Raw genomic sequence first — 18,466 nt, 5'->3', positions numbered from 1 at the left:
TTTTTGAGCGCCTTCAAGAAAAATGCTTAATTGTTCAGCAGTAAAAAAATTATCGACAATCATTGTGCTTGGGTTGTCTTTTTTTATTTTAATCTTTTTAAAGCGGTTCTTCTTTATTATTTCGTTTTCGACAGCCGCATTAATACCAATTTTGAAGATTGTATGGTACGCATTAACTGTACATGGAGTCAATTTGTCTAATAATTAAATGGTGGAATGGTTTTAACAATTGTTTATCTTCAAAAGGAGTTAGTTGGGCGATGATTACATTAGCAGGAAGCATCTGTGGCGGAGCTTGTAGTGTAACAATGGGAACAGCTTGTGCGCCTTGCTTTTATGGCTTAACATTCTTATCAGGGTTTAACATAGGCGAATGCTTTGAAAAAAATATTAGTTAGGTGGTATATAAATGAATCTAGTTCGTGTATTGTGTATTCTGATTTTTATAATATCATTAACGGGATTTATACAAATCATTATAAATAAACAATTTATTTATAATGGGATTATATATATATTAATATTCCTATTATCCTTAGCTCTTTCAATCACTATCCCTATACAAAATAAGAATAATAATTCGTCTACACAAAAGTGAAAACACAATGTAAAAAATGCATCCCTGTTATTGACATATCATCATACAGTCAAAGGTGCAGTTTATCAGGAGCACACCATCTTCATAGCAAAAACAACCCCGTACATCCGTCTTCATGTCTCATCTAGCCGTGTCAGCTGGAAAGAATGCGACTCTTTTCATTGAAGGAGCAAAAGAGAGACTTTGAGGTAATAGGGAGTTCTTATAAGAACTAATGGAAATGAAATAGATATAAAGTGAACTATTAGATCTTGATAACCACCTATTTAAATAAATGGGTAGTTTCTCAATTTGTATTTCTTTCTTATGTTGAGTCATGATTCCGTCTGAAAGCTTATACCATATGCCAGACAACAGGGTCGAACATATGGCTTAAAAAATGGACTATTTTGTATGACTAGAATAAGCGCAATAAAAACAACCATTAAAATCAGTGTCATTCGTCATTTTTTTGGCTTCTTCAATGGCGCTTTCACCATTCATGTGTAGACCAATTAATGTACGGCTTGAAGCATCTCCTAGAAACGCACAATCTTCTGTATGTACAACATACTGTCCGTGATCATCTTTTGAATGAATAAAGTAATAACTTTTTAGCATACCCCTCACCTCCAACTTGACTATCCTACTATAAAACTTCCAATAATGTAAAGAATTTTTATTAAAATTGTTACATTTTTATACATATATCTGTTATTTAAAAAAACAAAAAAAGAAAGGATGATCATCTAAATGAACCTTTATAATGAATATGAGATTAAGTTCAATGGGTGTATATGATAAAAGAAAGGAATGTGTCTATTGAAAGACATTTTAGCTCCTTTATTCATCGCTTTGGTCGTTGGAGGGATTGTGTATGTGATAGACGATCAACCAATTCATCCTTTACTTCTCTTTCTCATTTTGTTTATTAGCATTTATGCAGTCGAAAGAATCATTGATTTTGCTTCAAATCGGTTCAATCAACAGAAAAAATAAACGTCCTAGGACATGAAGGACGTTGAAGCCATGAAAAAAAGACTTTCTCAAAAAGAAAGCCCCAGCGTGTAGACAAACCCTCGCATTCGGTGTCAGTCGGGTGCTCACGAATCTCAAATTCGCTCCGCTCCGGTACTCGTCCATCCTAGCCTTCTAAGGTTTTCTATCACGCTGAAAAGAAGACAAAGGGCTAAAATGAAGATCATTTTAGCCCTTTTAGATGTTCATTTATTGAACTCCCTGACCTTTTAATTCACGCTGTACATCTAACTCGGCAGCTTCTCTGCTGAACTTTGGCAGTGTAATGAAGTAAAAAAGGAAGACGAGTAAAATAATCATGCCCATTCCGTAATAAATATATGAAATATTCGTCACGAGCTTTGGAAATAGTACCGCAATCAAACCTAACGTCATTGATTGGGCAAACATAGTGAGCGGATCAACCCATCCTGACACACGTCCCATCAGACGAGGGTGGACGATTCTTGGCAACCAGCCGCCAATAACAATGTTGATTGGACCGATGCATGTTCCAATGACAAATGATGTGACATAAAATAACCACAATGTATGGGTAGAACCAAGTACAAAAATGAGAATGCCTGCAATAAGAATCGGAATCGACATGAGATATTGCATTTTCACCTTTTTAGCGAGAACAGAGCCCATTACGCTTCCAACAAGAAGCCCTGCACCGATCGCGATCGTAAAGAAAGATGTATGCAATTCAAAGTGTTCTGGTGAAAGACCATATTTCATTGTAAACATTGGAAGGACTGCAAATGCGCCATTGACAAGACCGAAAACGAAGAAGCCAAAAATTAAGGAAGCCAGTAATTTATTTTTTAAAATATAAATAATGCCTTCTTTAAAATCCTTAAGAGACGTTTTAATGGTCATACTTTTCCAGCCTGCTTGTCCATTTGGCTGACGCGCTTCCATTGGAATGTTACATGAACGAATCAGGATGCCGGAAATAATAAAACTGATCAAATCGATCGTAATGGCACCATGAAGCCCAATGGTTTTATACATAATAGCACCGATTCCAACACCAAACACCATAAATAAACTAAACAGCATTTGATTTAAGCCAGCGGCTTTTGCATATTGATCTTTATTTAAAATCGCCTGTACGAGAGATGCTTCAGCTGGATAGAAGAACTTCGTAATGGCACTTCGTATAAACAAGATCAAGAAAATAAGTGGAAGTGAATTAAAATAAATGACGACAAATAAAACAATCGTCAGCCCAGCTCGTATCCAATCACAATTCTCTGCGACTTTTTTACGATCAAAACGGTCTGCGACCACACCGACCATAAAAAAGACAAAGATGGTAGGGAGTGAATACATTAGCTCTGCCAATGTGGCGTAGGCGGGCTGATGACTAAAATGGTCAAGCAAATAAAAGGCAAACGCCATATTGCCTACTGTTGTCCCCATTTGCGAGGCAAGTGCTGCAAAAAAGAGACGAACAAAATTTCTGTTTTTAAAAATATCCATAAATACGCTCCTTAACCTGAAGATCCCACTTTATATCATATAAAATTTTAACCATTCATACAATTGATTTCTCTTACTGGCTAATGGTCACAGGTGTTCCGTTGGGAACGAGTGAAGCAAGTTCGATGACATCCTGATTATACATGCGAATGCATCCTCTAGAAACAGCTTTACCAATTGAAGACGGGTTATTCATACCGTGGATGCCGTAATGAATTTTCGAAAGGCTCAGCCAATAGGCGCCAAAGGGACCTCCTGGGTTGGGCTGTCTGTTGACAATATAATAAGAACCTGTCGGTGTCATATTTAATATCTTTCCTGTTGCAATCGGGTACGAACGAATGAGCTGTGATCCAGAAAACAAAACGAGACGTTTCGTTGAAATCGAAACAGAGATGCGGTAAGGGATCGTGCTAGGATCCGGCAACCCAGGAATGATGATGACCTCATTTTGTTCTGGCTCGCGAGCCTGAAGTGACGGATTTGCAGCCTTTAAGGCATCTGTCGTTGTTCGAAAATCAAGCGCTATAGAAGCAAGTGTTTCTCCACTTTTCACCGTGTATCGCAGCATCAAAGGACACTCCTTTTACTCAAATAAAAGAAGCCATAATGTCCGTCACCAGATATACTATATGGACGGAATCAGGCCCACTAAGGTTTCTCCTAACATTTGTCATGAGAAATATCTTTAATTATACATATGCAAGATAGGGTGGTTTGGCTTCTGTTTATACGCGAGATGTGAAAGTGAAAAAGGTTAATTCAGGTTTGGCTAAAAATCGAAGTGGCAGTCTTGTTGTCCCGAGCCCGCGGTTGACATAGATGCGGTGCTGATAGCTGCCGTATAAACCTTCTACATATGTATGGCCATAAGGTGCTGTGAGAATTGGTCCATAAAAAGGAAGCTGTATTTGACCGCCATGCGTATGCCCAGAGAGCTGTAAGTTAATGGGCGCTTGTTTCAGCTCCAGTGCAGCATCAGGCTCATGTACGAGCAGTAAAGTAAATAAATCAGAGGATACTTCCCGTTTGATGAGGTCGTAATCTGGCACGCTCATCATGAGGTCATCCAGTGTAGCGATCTGAATGTGCGCCCCTTCTTTTTCTAAAAGAAACACATCATTTTTACATAATGTAAATCCACAAGCTTCCATCGTTTTCTCATAAAGCTCCACGCCAAATGGTCCGTAGTCATGGTTTCCGCATATCGCCAGCTTACCAAACGGAGCATTCAGCTTAGTCAAATAAGCTTTTGCTTTTTCATGTTCTTCAATAGATGCCTGAAAATCAACTAGGTCACCTGTGAACACAATGAGGTCTGGAGATTCAGCATTGATTTTCTGGACGACGGCTTCTAGATCCTTAGCAGGAAATGTATCGCTTAAATGAACATCACTAAATTGGGCAATTTTAAACTGGTCAAATGAAGCTGGAAGCTGAGCATCTTGAATGGTCAGTGACACGGCATCGAGCATGTGCGGCTCGATGTATCTGGCATAGCCATATCCACATGTTGTAGCCAAAAAGCCGAGAATACTCGCACCAGCTGCTCCTTTTAAAAACTGTCTGCGGGTAAGTTGCTTCATATAAGACTCCTTTAAAAATAAAATTAAGTATAGCATGATATTTGTTAAATCTCCCATATGGTGCACGGAGGGGGAATCATGATATGATAGAAAAATAATGAATGAATAGTCATTCAAAGTGTACAAAGGGGGAGAACAAATGACGAAACAAACAGTGATTGTCACAGGAGGATCAAGCGGAATGGGGAAGGCGATGGCTACCCATTTGGCACTCGGAGGCTGGAATGTTGTGATTACTGGAAGAACAGAAGAAACGCTGGAAAAGACTGCAAGTGATATTAAGCAGGAAGGAGGATCGGTTGCTTACTTCCAAATGGATGTGCGAAAACCAGAGGATGCCGATCAGATGGTGAAGTTTGCGGTGGATACATTTGGCGATGTTGATGCACTCATCAACAACGCAGCAGGGAACTTTTTGGTCCCAGCAGAAAAACTGTCTCCAAACGGCTGGAAAGCGGTCATTGATATTGTGTTAAATGGCACATTTTTTTGCAGTCATGCAGTGGGTAATTACTGGATTCGTCAAAAGAAAAGGGGAAGTATGATCAACATGGTGGCCACTTATGCATGGGGTGCTGGTGTAGGTGTGGCGCATTCAGCAGCAGCAAAGGCAGGAGTTCTGTCTCTTACTCGAACGCTTGCAGTAGAATGGGGAAAGCAGTATCGAATTCGCGTCAATGCCATCGCACCAGGACCAATCGAGAGAACAGGCGGGGCTGATAAACTGTGGGAATCTGAAGAGGCAGCGCAAAAAACTTTAGATAGAGTCCCTCTTGGCAGACTGGGCACACCAGAGGAAATTGCAGAGCTTGCGGCCTTTTTACTATCTGAACATGCGTCTTATATTAATGGAGATTGTATCACGATGGATGGGGGTCAATGGCTCAACCAATCACCATTTTGAATGACCGTGTAAGACCTGCTTTTGATGTGGTATAATCACACAAAGAGAGAAGCAGGTGATGAAAATGGTCGATCCATTAGATATTTTAACGAATATTGAAGATGTTTTCCCGCACTATCAAGCGATCTTCAGTGCGGAAGAGCAAAAAGTGATAGGCTATGAAATTCTAGGAAGAATGAAGCTTGAGTCTGAAACGGTTAGCCTAGGCTCCTTCTTTACGGATTCATCTATTCCTGACGAATATAAACTGGAAGTAGATCAAAAAGTACTTAGTCAAGCACTTGATCTCTTCACAACAGCTGATGAAGATTTGCTCATTTTTATTAATCATGATGCCAATGTTCTCATGCTTGATCATGGCGAAAGCTTTTTAGAGCTTTTAAAGGAATATGAAGCAAGAGGCATTCAGCTTAATCGGTTTGTCATTGAATTTACTGAACATACGTTTAGCGGCGACATTGAACAGCTTTACCATACGTTAACGTATTATCGTACATATGGGATCAAAATCGCCGTATCTAATATAGGAAAAGAAAGCAGTAACCTTGACCGGATTGGCCTGCTTTCACCCGATCTATTAAAAATAGATTTACACGCATTAAGGGCGTCCGCTCCTTCCCCTTCCTATGAGTATGTCTTGTACAGCATTTCATTGCTTGCGAGAAAAATAGGGGCGGCTTTAATTTATGAGGACATTGAAGCGAATTTTCAGCTGCAGTATGCATGGAGAAATGGCGGGAGATATTTTCAAGGGTTCTATCTGCATGAGCCTACGGCGGAATTAATCGACCGCAACAAACGAAAAGATCAGCTTAGAGAAGAATTTCAACAATTTATTGCCCATGAGAAAAAGAAGCTTCAAGCTGTTTACGAACATTCTGAAACATTTTATAAACGAATTCACCAAGCTGTTACGGCCTTGAAAAAATCATGCCGCACAAATGATGAACTCATACAAAAACTGGCACTCGAACTAACAGATTGCAGCTTTCGAATTTATATGTGTAATGAGGAAGGCTTTCAAATTACTGGAAATGTGTTTAAAAAAGAAAAAGAATGGCTGTTTCAGCCGGAGTATATAGAGAAAAACTGGAGCTGGCGCCCTTATTTCCTGGCGAATATTCTCCAAATGAGAATAAGCGGGAAAGGATTTTTCAGCGATATTTACAGTGATTTAGAAACAGGGGAGCGGATACGAACGTTTTCTTATCCGTTAGAGGGAGACATGTATTTGTTTATAGATCTTCCATATGCCTATCTATATGAGCAAGATGGATTAATTTAAAAGCAGCCAGAGCGGCTGCTTTTTTTGATAGAAAAAAGAAATAAAAAAATGGTTGACAATGAAACTGATAATCATTATCATTTAGTTATAGAGAGAAGCTACTCTCTGTTCCCCAACCCCTCTATCAGATCAAGATCCAAAAAACTTGGCGCTACCCCCGCCAAGTTTTTTTTGTGCTTCAATCTTTTCCTTTATGCATAGGACATCCCAAATCCTCCATACATCTTAAATGATGATAGTTAGACGGTAGGAGGGAAAAGTCATGATCAAACGTGACAAGCGGCTGCTGATTGATTTGCCAAGACCAGATCACCCAGATGCAAATGGGGCCGCTGCTGTGCAAGAATTACTCGGCGGGAAATTTGGTGAAATGTCCACATTAAATAATTATATGTTTCAATCCTTTAACTTTAGAGGGAAACGAAAACTCAAACCGTTTTATGACCTCGTATCAAGTATTACAGCTGAAGAATTCGGTCATGTAGAGCTTGTGACAACGGCTGTGAATCTCATGATTACGGGGACCACTCATGGCGGAGATCCAGATACGACACCGATGAAAGCGGCTGTCGATAAACGAAATACACAGCATTTTATTCAAACGGCACAAACAGGCTATCCGTTTGATTCAATGGCAAAACCTTGGACAGGAGAGAATGTGTTCTCAAGTGGTAACCTGATTCTTGATCTTCTTCATAATTTCTTTCTTGAATGCGGGGCTCGTACGCATAAAATGCGTGTGTATGAAATGACGGACCATCCTACGGCAAGAGAGATGATCGGATATTTACTTGTAAGGGGCGGTGTGCATGTTGTGGCATATGCAAAAGCGCTTGAGGTAGCCACAGGAGTAGATGTAGGAAAGATGCTGCCGATTCCAAACCTCGACAACAAATACTTTGACTCTGCGAGGAAATTTGAAGATCAAAACATGCATACGAAGCTGTACACATTTAGTGATACGGATTACAAGGATATCAATAAAATTTGGAAAGGCAGCCACCCGATTGATGGAAAGCCGCTGACAGTCATTGAGGGTACCCCGCAAGGTGCGCCTGTACCAGATTATAGAGAATTACCGGAAGAGTTTGCCCCGGGTATTTCAAAAGAGGATTTTGACGAAATTGCCAAACGGCTCATGAGATCTGCCGGTTTATAAAAAACATCGTGTATGAGATGAGAGAAAAGACTCAAAATAAAAAAACAGATTCTTTTTCTTTTTTTGAATTCAAGAGGAAAAATATCATCTGAGAACACTTTATGGTATGATGCTTTGTAGGACTTGTGTATAATCAATACGGGTTCATCTTGAGTTGTTTTTTTGAAAGGAGTCTTTTTTTAGAATGTCACAATTAATGGGTATCATTACAAGGCTGCAAAGTCTTCAAGAGACAGCAGAAGCTGCAAACGAGCCGGCACAGCGTTATTTTGAAGTGAACGGTGAGAAAATCTGTAGTGTTAAGTATTTCGAAAAGAATCAAACGTTTGAATTGACTGTTTTTCAACAAGGGGATAAGCCAAACACTTTCCCATTTGACAACATTGATATGATTTCGATTGAAATTTTTGAGCTTCTACAATCCTAAGCTGAATCGTATGAAATGTTTTTTCTGAGGATTCCTTCGCTTATTGCGGCAATATACACTTGTCATCATAGGTGATGTACAAATGGAAGATGATCAATCAGCGCATTTTTCGGAAAAGAGACCATTAAAAAGGAGTTCCTTTCTGTGAGTGATTCTTTTTTCTACAATCTTTCTGAAGATTATTTAGCGTTTTCTGATGTCGTCATGAGAATGAAAGACTTTATTCGAAAAGACCCTAGATCCGTCTATGTGTTATCAATCGGCACGGATTCTCAAGTCAATCAGAATATCACAACATTTATGACTGCAATTCATCTTCACCGGATTGGCAAAGGAGCTTGGGGCTGTCTCACACAACAAGTGATCAGCAGGCCTGTGCAAAGTCTTAGAGAAAAAATTTCATTAGAGACAGCGTTTACCCAAAAGGTATGTGCAGACATCCTGGAGGGTCCTTTAACAGAACTGATGGATTTGCTTCTTCCGTTTGCTGAGGAAGGGGCAGACCTTCGTTTTGAAGCCCATCTAGATATTGGCAAAAAAGGAAGTACGAAAGAGCTGATCCAGGAAATGACTGGAATGATCACAGCTATGGGAATTGAAGCAAAAATAAAACCCGACTCATATGCAGCATTTTGCTATGCCAATCGATACACAAAATAAATTCCGTCATTTTTCTCCAAACCTTGTCGAAACGTGCGGTTGACGATTCGATTCTAGTTCCTTATTCTAGCTGTATAGAGAGGAAGCAGACATTCAAAAGCCTGCTAATCAATATAAAAGCATATATGAAACAGGGGGCCTGATGTTGAATGAGCGTCATCGAAAATCGTTTTAATGAAGAAGAGAAAAAGCTATTATTAAACGTATTGCTGAATCAGGAATATGCTGTCGAATTACTAAGCAGTGAGATCAATGATATAGAATGTGGGACAAAAAATGTCGACGACAATACGTATAAGCAATTGATCACATTGTATGACAGAGTAAGGTTTGAGAATTAATATTGGTTTAACATTCTATTAGATACTCGAGGGCTGAGTATCTTTTTTATGCAGAAAAAATCTTTCGACAAATTTCGTTTTAGTTTATGCTTAATATTAAAGGGGAATGTATGATTGATGATCGAGAGAAAAGGGGTCGAAGAAACATGATAGAGATAGAACCGACTCAATTGCTTGAGTCAACAGTAGCGGAGCATATGATTGATGCAGATAAAGTGGCACATGTTCAAATTGGAAATAATCTTGAGCATGCCCTATTGGTCTTGACAAAAACAGGATATACAGCCATACCAGTATTAGATGCTTCTTATCATCTACACGGGTTAATCGGAACGAATATGATCATGGATAAAATTTTTGGTTTAGAACGAATTGAATTCGAGAAACTGGACCAGTTGAAGGTAGAAGAGGTCATGTTAACGGATATTCCAAGACTCAAAACAACTGATCCTGTGCTAAAAGGCGTTCACGCTGTGACGAATAATGGATTTGTTTGTGTAGAAAATGAGGAGCAAGTATTTGAAGGGATTTTTACTCGACGTGTTGTATTAAAGCGCTTAAATGAGGTCATTCATTCCGCGAAAAAATGAGCTGCAGCCCAGCTTATTTTTTTTTGCCTTCATAAGTTAAAATTTATATAATGATCATATGGAATAAGAAAAACTTATAGAGGGAGAGGGGACGCCCATGCAGCTTCAAGAGTTACATATGCTTGTTGTGCTAAGTGAAGAATTGAATATGAGAAAGGCTTCGGAGAGGCTCTTTGTCTCTCAGCCTGCATTATCTCAAAGGTTGCAAACGATCGAAAAGGAATGGGGAACTAAAATCTTTTTTCGTTCACAAAAAGGGCTGACCGTGACTTCAGCAGGTGAACAGATTATCCAGTTTGCAAAAGAGGTCACGACGGAGCAAGATCGAGTGAGAGAGAGAATCGATGAGCTTGAAGGAGAAATTCATGGCACACTCAAGCTTGCAGTTGCGTCCATTATTGGACAGCACTGGCTGCCAAAGGTGTTAAAGCGGTATGTCGAAAAATATCCAAATGCCAAAGTATCACTTGTTACCGGCTGGAGTAGTGAAATGCTCAAAAGCTTGTATGAAGACCATGTGCACATTGGCATTATTCGCGGAAACCCTGATTGGAAGGGGACAAAGGAATATTTGATGACTGATCATTTATATTTAGTTGATTCCGTGATCAAGGACGTGGATGAGTTAATTGAGACAGAACGGCCGTTTATTCAATTTAAAAGCGACAGCACCTATTATCAGGAAATCCAGCACTGGTGGCACCAAAAATTTAAAGTTTCCCCAAAGCAGACGATTCTTGTGGACCAAATTGAGACATGTAAACAAATGGCTTATCATGGCATCGGCTATGCCATTTTGCCTTCTGTCACCTTATATGACCACGAAAAAAGTGTTCATAAAACCCCGCTCGTTGATGTAAATGGAGAGCAAATTGGACGTGACACATGGCTTTTAGGCTATGAAGCATCTTTTCAGTTAAAACAGGTTCAAGCATTTGTTGGTGTAGTGAAAGAAATGCTTGAAAGTGATGCAGTGTAAGTACCTTCTGGAAGAGGAGGTGCTTTTTTAGGATAAGTGAACGTTCTTGGTTGAATTCAATTTCTGATAGATTCGCCTATTTATCATACTACGAAAAAAGCAGAAAGCTGGATCAAATGATGAGAAATAAACAAAGAAGAAAGATTGACATACCGAAGTGGGGAAAATATTTACGAGGGAGATGGCGTGAACGTTTTGCAAGCCATCTTTCATTAGAAGAACAAAAAGAGATCGGGATAGATGGTTTTCTATGGCACTTATGCAGCTGGAGAAAGGTTGCATGCCTTGAAAAAGAGGAAGCGATAAACGCATTTCTTCATCAAACAAAGCATAAATGTACAGTTTTTTATCAATTTGTGGACGAAGCATATCTTCTTGAAAACGCTAGTGCACTCTCAATGAATGAATTACCATATAAAGATGGTGATATGGATTACAGCGATATGTATGTCATGGATTGGGAGGGAAATTGGACATTTGTGATGACGCACGAAACCGATTGCGGTCCATATTTTATTCAGAAACATAAAACGAGTGAATCATAAAGCTATGATATCCTGATCATTTTAGAACCGCCTTCCAATTGGAATGAGCGGTTTTTTATGTGGGTTCTTTTTATCTTGAACAACGCTTATTCATAAAAACATTTGACAATGAAAATCATTATCATTTAAAGTGTACATATAATAATTGAAAATGATTATCATTTAGATGAGGTGACCAATAGATGAAAGCACTAATTGCATTTGCGAGTATGTCTGGCAATACGGAAGATATGGCAGCAATCTTAAAGCAAACATTTCAAGGAAAAGGGATAGATACAGAGATGATGGAATTTGATGATACGAGTGCAGAGGATCTTTCTTCATACGATTATGTATTGATCGGTTCCTATACTTGGGGTGATGGAGATTTACCTTATGAAGCAGAGGATTTTTATGAAGAGGTCTCTACTCTTGAACTTAGTGACATCAAAGCGGCTGTATTCGGATCTGGTGATTACAGTTATCCGAAGTTTTGCGAGGCTGTTCATACATTCCATGACATGCTGAAATCAACAGGTGCATCCGTATTTCCTGAAACATTGAAAATGGAGCTTGCGCCAGATACAGATGAGGATGTGGCGTGCTGTCAGGAATTTGCCACCAGCTTTTTAACGTGGGCCTCTTTGTCGGAGAAACGAGTTGAAAATCATGTTTCATAAAGGTGCAACGGCCGTTGCTGCATCTAAAAGTGGTGGATACTTTGTCGCGGTAAAACGAGAAGGTATTTTCCACTACAGTGTTGAGAGCGGGTGGCAGCAGCTGTTTAAGCTCAAGCATAAAATTCATGCCATCAGCTATATTGGGCCTTATTTATTTGGCGTTGGTGAAAATGGAACAGTGATCAGGTCAGGAGATGAGGGCAATACGTGGGCGCTATCATCATTTCCAACAAATGCAGTTGTTTGGTCTATTACAGGGCGCAAAGATGGTTTTGTGTGCGCACATGGAAAACACAGTATTTATGTGTCAGCCGATTTCGGGATTTCCTGGGAAATTATGAAGCCGTTTGCTCATGTGAATCAGCCTCCAGTGATTCGTTCGTTATGTGTTGCAGGTGATCACCTTTATATTGGAACACAGATTCATGAGGTTCATGGAGGAATATGGGTGTATGACTTGCAGAGTGAACAGATTTTTCTACTAAACAGAGAAGAGCATCGAATGACAGCTTCTATGCTGTTCTATGAGGAACATCTTCTTGTCTGTGCGTTAGGCTCAAAAAAAGGCAAGAAAGGATCAGTTCAAATTCTAGACTTACATACAAATATTCTACATGATATTCAATCACAGGCCTTCGCTAGAGAAGAATCGTTTTTGGATGTGTCAGAGGATAATGGCATTGTGTATGTGACCACCTCGCAAGACGAACACGGGTTTTCTAAAGTGTATCAGCTTGATATAGAGCAAAAAGAGCTCAAATGGTTTGATACGATCAAAGGACACGGTTTTCGTGTAGCCAATCAAAACGAAAATTTTTTCTGCGCGGGTTTATATGAAAGCAAGTTTGTCAGGCCTTATGAGGAGCCTGCGCTGATTCATTGATAAGGAGGAAGAAAAAGTGACAGAAAAGGTTTTATTGGTGTATGCCACGATGTCTGGGAACACAGAAGCAATGGCAGATTTAATTGAAAAAGGATTAAAGGATGCAGGAGCTAGCGTCGACCGGCATGAAGCGATGGATATTGATGCCGAGCTTCTGAATGATTACTCGCACATTATGTTAGGTGCGTATACATGGGGAGATGGTGATCTTCCAGATGACTTTATTGATTTATATGAAGAAATGGAAGAGCTTGATTTAACCGGAAAAGCGTTTGCTGTATTCGGTTCCGGAGATACATCGTATGAGCATTTTTGTGGAGCTGTTGACTTAATCGAAGAAAAAGTGAAGGATCTCGGCGGTGATATTGTCCTGCCATCAGTCAAAATTGAGCTGAATCCAGAAGGAGACGAAGAAGAGGAATTGATTTCTTTTGGCAAACAATTTATTCAACTTCACCAGCAAGAAGTGGGATAATCGGGCCCGCTTGTTTTATTTTCCATTGAAGAGTCAACTCTTTCACTTGTCATTAAAACTCTCCTTTGATACAGTAATGAAGTATAAATTAAGAGGAGGACATACATACATGAAACAAATGGACGCTAATGAAATTATTTCATTTATTCAAAATAGTACAAAATCAACACCTGTTAAAGTCTATATCAAAGGTGACTTAAAAGATATTGAATTTGGTGAACAGGCAAAAACGTTCATCACGGGCAACACAGGTGTTGTCTTCGGTGAGTGGAGTGAAATCCAAGAAGCTCTAGCATCAAACAAAGACAAAATTGAAGATGTTGTTGTGGAAAATGACCGCCGCAACTCTGCGATTCCTATGTTAGACTTGAAAAACATTAAAGCACGTATTGAACCGGGTGCAATCATTCGTGATCAAGTTGAAATCGGTGATAATGCAGTCATCATGATGGGTGCTTCTATTAATATCGGTTCTGTGATCGGTGAAGGTACGATGATTGACATGAACGTGGTGCTTGGCGGCCGCGCGACAGTAGGTAAGAACTGTCATATCGGTGCTGGATCTGTTCTTGCGGGTGTTATTGAGCCGCCATCTGCTAAACCAGTCGTCGTAGAAGATGATGTTGTCATCGGCGCGAACGCTGTTGTTTTAGAAGGCGTGACAATTGGTAAAGGAGCGGTTGTAGCAGCTGGTGCGATCGTTGTCAACGATGTTGAGCCTTACACAGTTGTAGCAGGTACACCTGCTAAGAAAATCAAAGACATTGATGAAAAAACAAAAGGTAAGACTGAAATTAAACAAGAACTGCGTCAGCTTTAATTCATACAATTCGCAGCAGAAGACATAGACGTGGATGATATATCCACGTCTTATTCGTATAGTGGAAAGGAAGCGAGTTCACTTGTTAAATCGTGAGCAATTAATATCCATTCGAAGAGATTTACACCAAATTCCCGAGCTTGGTTTCCAAGAATTTAAAACACAAGCGTATCTCATCAAGCATCTCGGCACGTATTCAAAGGATCGAGTAGAGATTGAAACATGGCGGACTGGACTTTTTGTGAAAGTGAAGGGAACAAATCCCGCGCGCGTATTTGCTTATCGTGCAGATATGGACGGTTTATCTATTCCTGAGGAAACTGGGTATCCATTTCAATCTGTGCATGAAGGGAAAATGCATGCATGTGGACATGACCTTCATATGACCATTGCCCTTGGTATCATTGATTATTTCGTTCACCAGCCAATCAAAGAAGATATCCTATTTATTTTTCAACCAGCAGAAGAAGGGCCAGGCGGAGCTGAACCGATGCTTGCAAGTGATGTTTTGAAAAAGTGGACGCCAGACTTTATTACAGCGCTGCATATTGCACCTGAGTATCCAGTCGGAACGATTGCAACAAAGCCTGGGCTATTATTTGCCAATACGAGTGAACTTGTGATCGATCTTGAAGGAAAAGGCGGACATGCCGCTTACCCTCATTTAGCGAATGATATGGTTGTCGCTGCAAGTGCACTTGTAGGTCAGCTGCAATCTGTCATTTCTCGTAATGTCGATCCACTTGATAGTGCAGTGATTACAGTCGGAACGATTACGGGAGGAACTGCTCAAAATATCATTGCTCACCATGCCAAACTTGACGGAACCATTCGCACGCTCTCACCAGAGTCTATGGAAAAGGTGAGAAAGCGAATTGAAGCGCTAGCAAAAGGAATTGAAATTGGCTACGAATGCAAGGCAACAGTTCGATACCCTTCATCTTATTACGAAGTGGATAATTCAAAGGACCTGACAGAAGAATTTATGTCATATGTAGCCAAAGAAGGGCTTGCGAATGTAATTGAATGTAGAGAAGCCATGACAGGAGAAGATTTTGGCTACATGCTGAAAAAATATCCTGGCTTCATGTTTTGGTTAGGGGTAGATTCAGAATATGGTCTGCACCATGCAAAACTCATGCCTGATGAAAAGGCCATCGAAACGGCTGTAAATGTCATGACGGCTTATTTTAAAAAGCAAGCGGGTGAATGAATAATCGTGCTTCCTCCTGTACACCTTATGACCAGGAGGTGTTCTTGATTATGACAAGAATTGGTGTAGAACCATCTTTATCCGATGTAGAAGAACTTTTGAAGCAAAAAGGGTATGACGTCGTACGTATTCAAAATGAACAACAAATGGATCAGTGTGACTGCTATGTGGTGACAGGACTAGATTCAAATGTTCTTGGCATTTCAGACACAACGACAAAGGCATCCGTCATTACAGCGTCAGGTATGACGGCTGATGAAATTTGTCAAGAAGTAGAACAGCGTGTTCAATAAAGCAAGCAAAAAGAACCGGTAGATTATGAACCCGGTTCTTTTTGCTTTTTCTCTATATCGAGTACTTCTTTCATTTTTTTGCGCAAGATTCGTTCTACCCGCCACTGCTCCATTGTTTCGGTTTTCGCAATGAGACGCAGCACGAGGGAAGACGAACCGAACGCCTCCACTCCGACCACTTGAGGTCATGGTCCCTCTTGAATGGTTACTAACATTCAGTATGCTTCGATTTGGAATGAAATGAAGGGTGCCATCAAAGCTTCGAAGCTGTGTAGTTCTAAGTCCGATTTGTTCTACGATGCCATCAAAGCCTGCAACCGTGATATACTCACCTACATCAAATTGTTTTTCTAATAGAATAAAAAATCCTGTCACAATATCACTTACTAGACCCTGTGCACCAAAACCGATTGCAAGCCCAACAACACCTGCTCCAGCTAGCAAAGCAGTCGGATTATAATGAAATAAGTCGAGGATCATGACAACTAGAATAAAAATCAATAAGTAGGCGAAGATATTTAACGTAAGACTTTGCAGCGACTGAGCTCTTGATAAAGAGACTTCATGCTTCTCAGAGAATGTTGAATAGGCACGCTTAATCATCTTGTTTCCTATAACTCTGATGATAAAATAAATCAAAAAAATAGCGATTAATTTTAGCGAAATTATACTGCTATTGAGGATGATGGAAACCCAATCTTCTTGTTCAAATGCTGTTATGATCTTCAAAATCTTTCTATGTATGCTCTAAAAGAGAAGCTAATCATTTGTTCCTTCGTGCAAGTCATGTTAAACTTTTGTTAGTTGGAGCGAGAGATTGTGACGAATCGTTAATTAAATTTATTATTAATTAATATTGACTAAAAATCGCTTAAGTATTATAATTATATTTGTGAAGTTATTAACTAAATGAGAATTTCATCTTTTGATTCTCATTTTATATACAGCTAAGAAGTCTGTATAAAGATATTATTTTATGGAGGGATTTACATATGGCAGAGCGTTTTGTAGGAAAACAAGCTCCACGTTTTGAAATGGAAGCAGTACTTGCTAACAAGGAATTTGGTAAAGTAAGTTTAGAGGAAAACATGAAGAATGACAAATGGACAGTTCTTTTCTTCTATCCAATGGATTTCACATTTGTTTGCCCAACTGAAATTACAGCAATGAGCGATCGTTATGATGAGTTTGAAGACTTAGATGCAGAAATCATTGGTGTATCTACTGATACAATCCATACCCATCTTGCTTGGATCAACACAGATCGTAAAGACAATGGTCTAGGTGAATTAAAATACCCGCTAGCTGCTGACACAAACCACACAGTATCTAGAGAATACGGCGTTTTAATTGAAGAAGAAGGAATTGCACTTCGCGGTCTATTCATCATTAACCCAGAAGGCGAACTTCAATATCAAACAGTATTCCACAACAATATCGGTCGTGATGTAGATGAGACATTACGTGTTCTTCAAGCATTACAAACTGGTGGACTTTGCCCAGCGAACTGGAAGCCTGGTCAAAAAACACTTTAATTGATAGCTGAAGAAACAGGAGGGTCTAACTGATGTTAGACCTCAGATTGTTGACAAAGGGCTAAAATGAACTTTATTTTAGCCCTTTGTCTTCTTTTCAGCGTGATAGAAAACCTTTGCAGTCTAGGAAGGACGAGTACCGGAGCAGAGCGAATGTGACATTCGTGAGCACCGGCACGCAGTACTGACACCGAATGCGAGGGTTTGTCTACACGCTGGGGTCTAACTGATGTTAGACCTTTTTGTTTCGACACATACAATGGATGGAGGCGCTTCATAATGAAATTACGTCAACCAATGCCAGAACTAACTGGTGCAAAAGAGTGGTTAAATGGAGAAGTAACAAAAGAAGATCTAATTGGTGATAAACCAACATTGATTCATTTCTGGTCAGTTAGCTGTCATCTTTGTAAAGAGGCAATGCCTCAAGTCAATCAATTCCGTGATGAATACAAGGATCAACTAAACGTTGTGGCTGTGCATATGCCGCGTTCAGAGGATGATCTCGATCTAGAAAAAATCAAAGAGGTTGCAAAAGAGCATGAAATCACTCAGCCAATCTTTGTGGACAGTGATCATCAATTAACAGAAGCCTTTGAAAACGAATATGTACCTGCGTATTATGTATTTGATAAAACAGGTGCTTTACGTCACTTCCAAGCTGGCGGAAGCGGTATGAAAATGCTTGAAAAACGTGTCAATCGAGTTCTTTCTGAGTCTGAAAAGACTGCAGAATAGGCTTTCCCCCCATGAATGGGGGTTTTTTCATGGGCAAAAATAGGCGACAGATTGCACAGGATGGACTGTTCATGTAGGTGTCTTTCCTAAGAAAAGAGAAAATGAGGGAGTTTATTAAAAAATATCCCTGAAACAAAAAGGTATTACGACCTATTTACATTTTTATTTTGAAATGAAAATGTAAAGATTTTAACTTTTTACTATTCAGAACGTTTTTGCACAAAAGAAATTTCAGTTTGGTAAATAACTATATAAATCAAGTAGTATAAGCATTTATTCAAATTTTTTACAA

General features: G+C 39.6%; 23 protein-coding genes and 1 pseudogene. 19 read left to right on the top strand and 5 right to left on the bottom strand.

Features of this window, described 5'->3' with window-relative positions:
• The first annotated feature begins 260 nt into the window (after window positions 1-260).
• Window positions 261-398: a hypothetical protein gene (locus R0K30_RS05225; protein WP_256499515.1), complete on the top strand. Its 138-nt coding sequence runs from the start codon at window positions 261-263 to the stop codon at window positions 396-398.
• 584 nt (window positions 399-982) lie between these two features.
• Here the strand turns inward: R0K30_RS05225 and R0K30_RS05220 are convergent.
• Window positions 983-1,198 (bottom strand): hypothetical protein, encoded by a 216-nt coding sequence (locus tag R0K30_RS05220; RefSeq protein ID WP_034324450.1) that lies wholly within the window; start codon window positions 1,196-1,198, stop codon window positions 983-985.
• Between the two features lie 201 nt (window positions 1,199-1,399).
• Between R0K30_RS05220 and R0K30_RS05215 the strand changes: the two genes are divergently transcribed.
• Window positions 1,400-1,576, top strand: a complete 177-nt coding sequence (locus R0K30_RS05215; RefSeq protein ID WP_180275563.1) for a hypothetical protein — start codon at window positions 1,400-1,402, stop codon at window positions 1,574-1,576.
• 228 nt (window positions 1,577-1,804) lie between these two features.
• Here R0K30_RS05215 and R0K30_RS05210 read toward each other — a convergent pair whose 3' ends face one another.
• The 3 genes from R0K30_RS05210 to R0K30_RS05200 all read right to left on the bottom strand — a co-directional run bounded on the left by R0K30_RS05210 (window position 1,805) and on the right by R0K30_RS05200 (window position 4,668).
• Window positions 1,805-3,082, bottom strand: coding sequence for an MFS transporter (locus R0K30_RS05210; protein WP_099728663.1), 1,278 nt, complete (start codon window positions 3,080-3,082; stop codon window positions 1,805-1,807).
• Window positions 3,083-3,155: 73 nt separating this feature from the next.
• A complete protein-coding gene (locus tag R0K30_RS05205; RefSeq protein ID WP_410609468.1) occupies window positions 3,156-3,653 on the bottom strand; it encodes a L,D-transpeptidase family protein in 498 nt (165 codons plus the stop codon).
• A 157-nt stretch (window positions 3,654-3,810) separates the two neighbouring features.
• Entirely contained in the window at window positions 3,811-4,668 is an 858-nt protein-coding gene (locus R0K30_RS05200) for a metallophosphoesterase (RefSeq protein ID WP_230031166.1), read from the bottom strand.
• Between the two features lie 139 nt (window positions 4,669-4,807).
• Here R0K30_RS05200 and fadH point away from each other — a divergent pair, with 139 nt between their 5' ends.
• The 15 genes from fadH to R0K30_RS05125 all read left to right on the top strand — a co-directional run bounded on the left by fadH (window position 4,808) and on the right by R0K30_RS05125 (window position 15,901).
• Window positions 4,808-5,572: a 2,4-dienoyl-CoA reductase gene (fadH, locus tag R0K30_RS05195; RefSeq protein ID WP_410609466.1), complete on the top strand. Its 765-nt coding sequence runs from the start codon at window positions 4,808-4,810 to the stop codon at window positions 5,570-5,572.
• A gap of 64 nt (window positions 5,573-5,636) precedes the next feature.
• Complete coding sequence (locus R0K30_RS05190) at window positions 5,637-6,857, top strand: EAL domain-containing protein (RefSeq protein ID WP_410609464.1); 1,221 nt, start codon at window positions 5,637-5,639, stop codon at window positions 6,855-6,857.
• A 262-nt stretch (window positions 6,858-7,119) separates the two neighbouring features.
• Entirely contained in the window at window positions 7,120-8,016 is an 897-nt protein-coding gene (locus R0K30_RS05185) for a manganese catalase family protein (protein ID WP_034324437.1), read from the top strand.
• Window positions 8,017-8,200: 184 nt separating this feature from the next.
• The gene (locus tag R0K30_RS05180; RefSeq protein WP_003212254.1) at window positions 8,201-8,443 is read left to right on the top strand and encodes a YkuJ family protein; all 243 of its coding nucleotides are present in this window, start codon (window positions 8,201-8,203) and stop codon (window positions 8,441-8,443) included.
• Between the two features lie 144 nt (window positions 8,444-8,587).
• Entirely contained in the window at window positions 8,588-9,103 is a 516-nt protein-coding gene (locus tag R0K30_RS05175; RefSeq protein WP_099728659.1) for a ribonuclease H-like YkuK family protein, read from the top strand.
• Window positions 9,104-9,252: 149 nt separating this feature from the next.
• Window positions 9,253-9,444: an antirepressor AbbA gene (gene abbA, locus R0K30_RS05170; protein WP_003210802.1), complete on the top strand. Its 192-nt coding sequence runs from the start codon at window positions 9,253-9,255 to the stop codon at window positions 9,442-9,444.
• Between the two features lie 146 nt (window positions 9,445-9,590).
• Complete coding sequence (gene cbpB, locus R0K30_RS05165; RefSeq protein ID WP_034281593.1) at window positions 9,591-10,034, top strand: cyclic-di-AMP-binding protein CbpB; 444 nt, start codon at window positions 9,591-9,593, stop codon at window positions 10,032-10,034.
• Window positions 10,035-10,131: 97 nt separating this feature from the next.
• Window positions 10,132-11,013 carry a transcriptional regulator CcpC gene (gene ccpC / locus R0K30_RS05160; protein ID WP_099728658.1) on the top strand — a complete coding sequence of 294 codons (882 nt, stop codon included), beginning with the start codon at window positions 10,132-10,134 and terminating at the stop codon, window positions 11,011-11,013.
• A gap of 119 nt (window positions 11,014-11,132) precedes the next feature.
• A complete protein-coding gene (locus R0K30_RS05155) occupies window positions 11,133-11,558 on the top strand; it encodes a DUF4275 family protein (protein WP_410609460.1) in 426 nt (141 codons plus the stop codon).
• Window positions 11,559-11,740: 182 nt separating this feature from the next.
• The gene (locus R0K30_RS05150) at window positions 11,741-12,217 is read left to right on the top strand and encodes a flavodoxin (protein WP_099728657.1); all 477 of its coding nucleotides are present in this window, start codon (window positions 11,741-11,743) and stop codon (window positions 12,215-12,217) included.
• The gene (locus tag R0K30_RS05145; protein WP_410609667.1) at window positions 12,207-13,100 is read left to right on the top strand and encodes a WD40/YVTN/BNR-like repeat-containing protein; all 894 of its coding nucleotides are present in this window, start codon (window positions 12,207-12,209) and stop codon (window positions 13,098-13,100) included. The genes R0K30_RS05150 and R0K30_RS05145 overlap by 11 nt, the downstream gene beginning before the upstream one ends.
• A gap of 49 nt (window positions 13,101-13,149) precedes the next feature.
• Entirely contained in the window at window positions 13,150-13,575 is a 426-nt protein-coding gene (locus R0K30_RS05140; protein WP_230031185.1) for a flavodoxin, read from the top strand.
• 109 nt (window positions 13,576-13,684) lie between these two features.
• Window positions 13,685-14,395: a 2,3,4,5-tetrahydropyridine-2,6-dicarboxylate N-acetyltransferase gene (gene dapD, locus R0K30_RS05135; RefSeq protein ID WP_099728654.1), complete on the top strand. Its 711-nt coding sequence runs from the start codon at window positions 13,685-13,687 to the stop codon at window positions 14,393-14,395.
• Window positions 14,396-14,429: 34 nt separating this feature from the next.
• Window positions 14,430-15,608 (top strand): N-acetyldiaminopimelate deacetylase, encoded by a 1,179-nt coding sequence (locus tag R0K30_RS05130; RefSeq protein WP_099728653.1) that lies wholly within the window; start codon window positions 14,430-14,432, stop codon window positions 15,606-15,608.
• A gap of 50 nt (window positions 15,609-15,658) precedes the next feature.
• Window positions 15,659-15,901: a YkuS family protein gene (locus R0K30_RS05125; RefSeq protein WP_003211408.1), complete on the top strand. Its 243-nt coding sequence runs from the start codon at window positions 15,659-15,661 to the stop codon at window positions 15,899-15,901.
• Between the two features lie 23 nt (window positions 15,902-15,924).
• Here R0K30_RS05125 and R0K30_RS05120 read toward each other — a convergent pair.
• A pseudogene (locus R0K30_RS05120) lies at window positions 15,925-16,621 on the bottom strand (mechanosensitive ion channel family protein).
• 272 nt (window positions 16,622-16,893) lie between these two features.
• Between R0K30_RS05120 and ahpA the strand changes: the two are divergent.
• Both ahpA and R0K30_RS05110 read left to right on the top strand, forming a co-directional pair.
• Complete coding sequence (gene ahpA, locus R0K30_RS05115) at window positions 16,894-17,436, top strand: biofilm-specific peroxidase AhpA (protein WP_003211758.1); 543 nt, start codon at window positions 16,894-16,896, stop codon at window positions 17,434-17,436.
• Window positions 17,437-17,715: 279 nt separating this feature from the next.
• Window positions 17,716-18,174, top strand: coding sequence for a TlpA family protein disulfide reductase (locus R0K30_RS05110; RefSeq protein WP_327925459.1), 459 nt, complete (start codon window positions 17,716-17,718; stop codon window positions 18,172-18,174).
• The last annotated feature ends 292 nt before the right edge of the window (window positions 18,175-18,466 follow it).

The organism is Bacillus sp. SIMBA_154 (assembly GCF_046536015.1).
GTDB lineage: Bacteria > Bacillota > Bacilli > Bacillales > Bacillaceae > Bacillus > Bacillus pumilus_P.
The sequence above is the reverse complement of the archived record's forward strand: the minus strand, read 5'-3'. Positions and strand labels throughout refer to the sequence as shown.

Coding starts and splice junctions, on each gene's coding strand:
- R0K30_RS05225 (WP_256499515.1), top strand. CDS start 261: ATGATTACATTAGCAGGAAGCATCTGTGGCGGAGCTTGTAGTGTAACA.
- R0K30_RS05220 (WP_034324450.1), bottom strand. CDS start 1,198: ATGCTAAAAAGTTATTACTTTATTCATTCAAAAGATGATCACGGACAG.
- R0K30_RS05210 (WP_099728663.1), bottom strand. CDS start 3,082: ATGGATATTTTTAAAAACAGAAATTTTGTTCGTCTCTTTTTTGCAGCA.
- R0K30_RS05205 (WP_410609468.1), bottom strand. CDS start 3,653: ATGCTGCGATACACGGTGAAAAGTGGAGAAACACTTGCTTCTATAGCG.
- R0K30_RS05200 (WP_230031166.1), bottom strand. CDS start 4,668: ATGAAGCAACTTACCCGCAGACAGTTTTTAAAAGGAGCAGCTGGTGCG.
- fadH (WP_410609466.1), top strand. CDS start 4,808: ATGACGAAACAAACAGTGATTGTCACAGGAGGATCAAGCGGAATGGGG.
- R0K30_RS05190 (WP_410609464.1), top strand. CDS start 5,637: ATGGTCGATCCATTAGATATTTTAACGAATATTGAAGATGTTTTCCCG.
- R0K30_RS05185 (WP_034324437.1), top strand. CDS start 7,120: ATGATCAAACGTGACAAGCGGCTGCTGATTGATTTGCCAAGACCAGAT.
- R0K30_RS05180 (WP_003212254.1), top strand. CDS start 8,201: ATGTCACAATTAATGGGTATCATTACAAGGCTGCAAAGTCTTCAAGAG.
- abbA (WP_003210802.1), top strand. CDS start 9,253: ATGAGCGTCATCGAAAATCGTTTTAATGAAGAAGAGAAAAAGCTATTA.
- cbpB (WP_034281593.1), top strand. CDS start 9,591: ATGATAGAGATAGAACCGACTCAATTGCTTGAGTCAACAGTAGCGGAG.
- ccpC (WP_099728658.1), top strand. CDS start 10,132: ATGCAGCTTCAAGAGTTACATATGCTTGTTGTGCTAAGTGAAGAATTG.
- R0K30_RS05155 (WP_410609460.1), top strand. CDS start 11,133: ATGAGAAATAAACAAAGAAGAAAGATTGACATACCGAAGTGGGGAAAA.
- R0K30_RS05150 (WP_099728657.1), top strand. CDS start 11,741: ATGAAAGCACTAATTGCATTTGCGAGTATGTCTGGCAATACGGAAGAT.
- R0K30_RS05145 (WP_410609667.1), top strand. CDS start 12,207: ATGTTTCATAAAGGTGCAACGGCCGTTGCTGCATCTAAAAGTGGTGGA.
- R0K30_RS05140 (WP_230031185.1), top strand. CDS start 13,150: ATGTCTGGGAACACAGAAGCAATGGCAGATTTAATTGAAAAAGGATTA.
- dapD (WP_099728654.1), top strand. CDS start 13,685: ATGAAACAAATGGACGCTAATGAAATTATTTCATTTATTCAAAATAGT.
- R0K30_RS05130 (WP_099728653.1), top strand. CDS start 14,430: ATGATATATCCACGTCTTATTCGTATAGTGGAAAGGAAGCGAGTTCAC.
- R0K30_RS05125 (WP_003211408.1), top strand. CDS start 15,659: ATGACAAGAATTGGTGTAGAACCATCTTTATCCGATGTAGAAGAACTT.
- ahpA (WP_003211758.1), top strand. CDS start 16,894: ATGGCAGAGCGTTTTGTAGGAAAACAAGCTCCACGTTTTGAAATGGAA.
- R0K30_RS05110 (WP_327925459.1), top strand. CDS start 17,716: ATGAAATTACGTCAACCAATGCCAGAACTAACTGGTGCAAAAGAGTGG.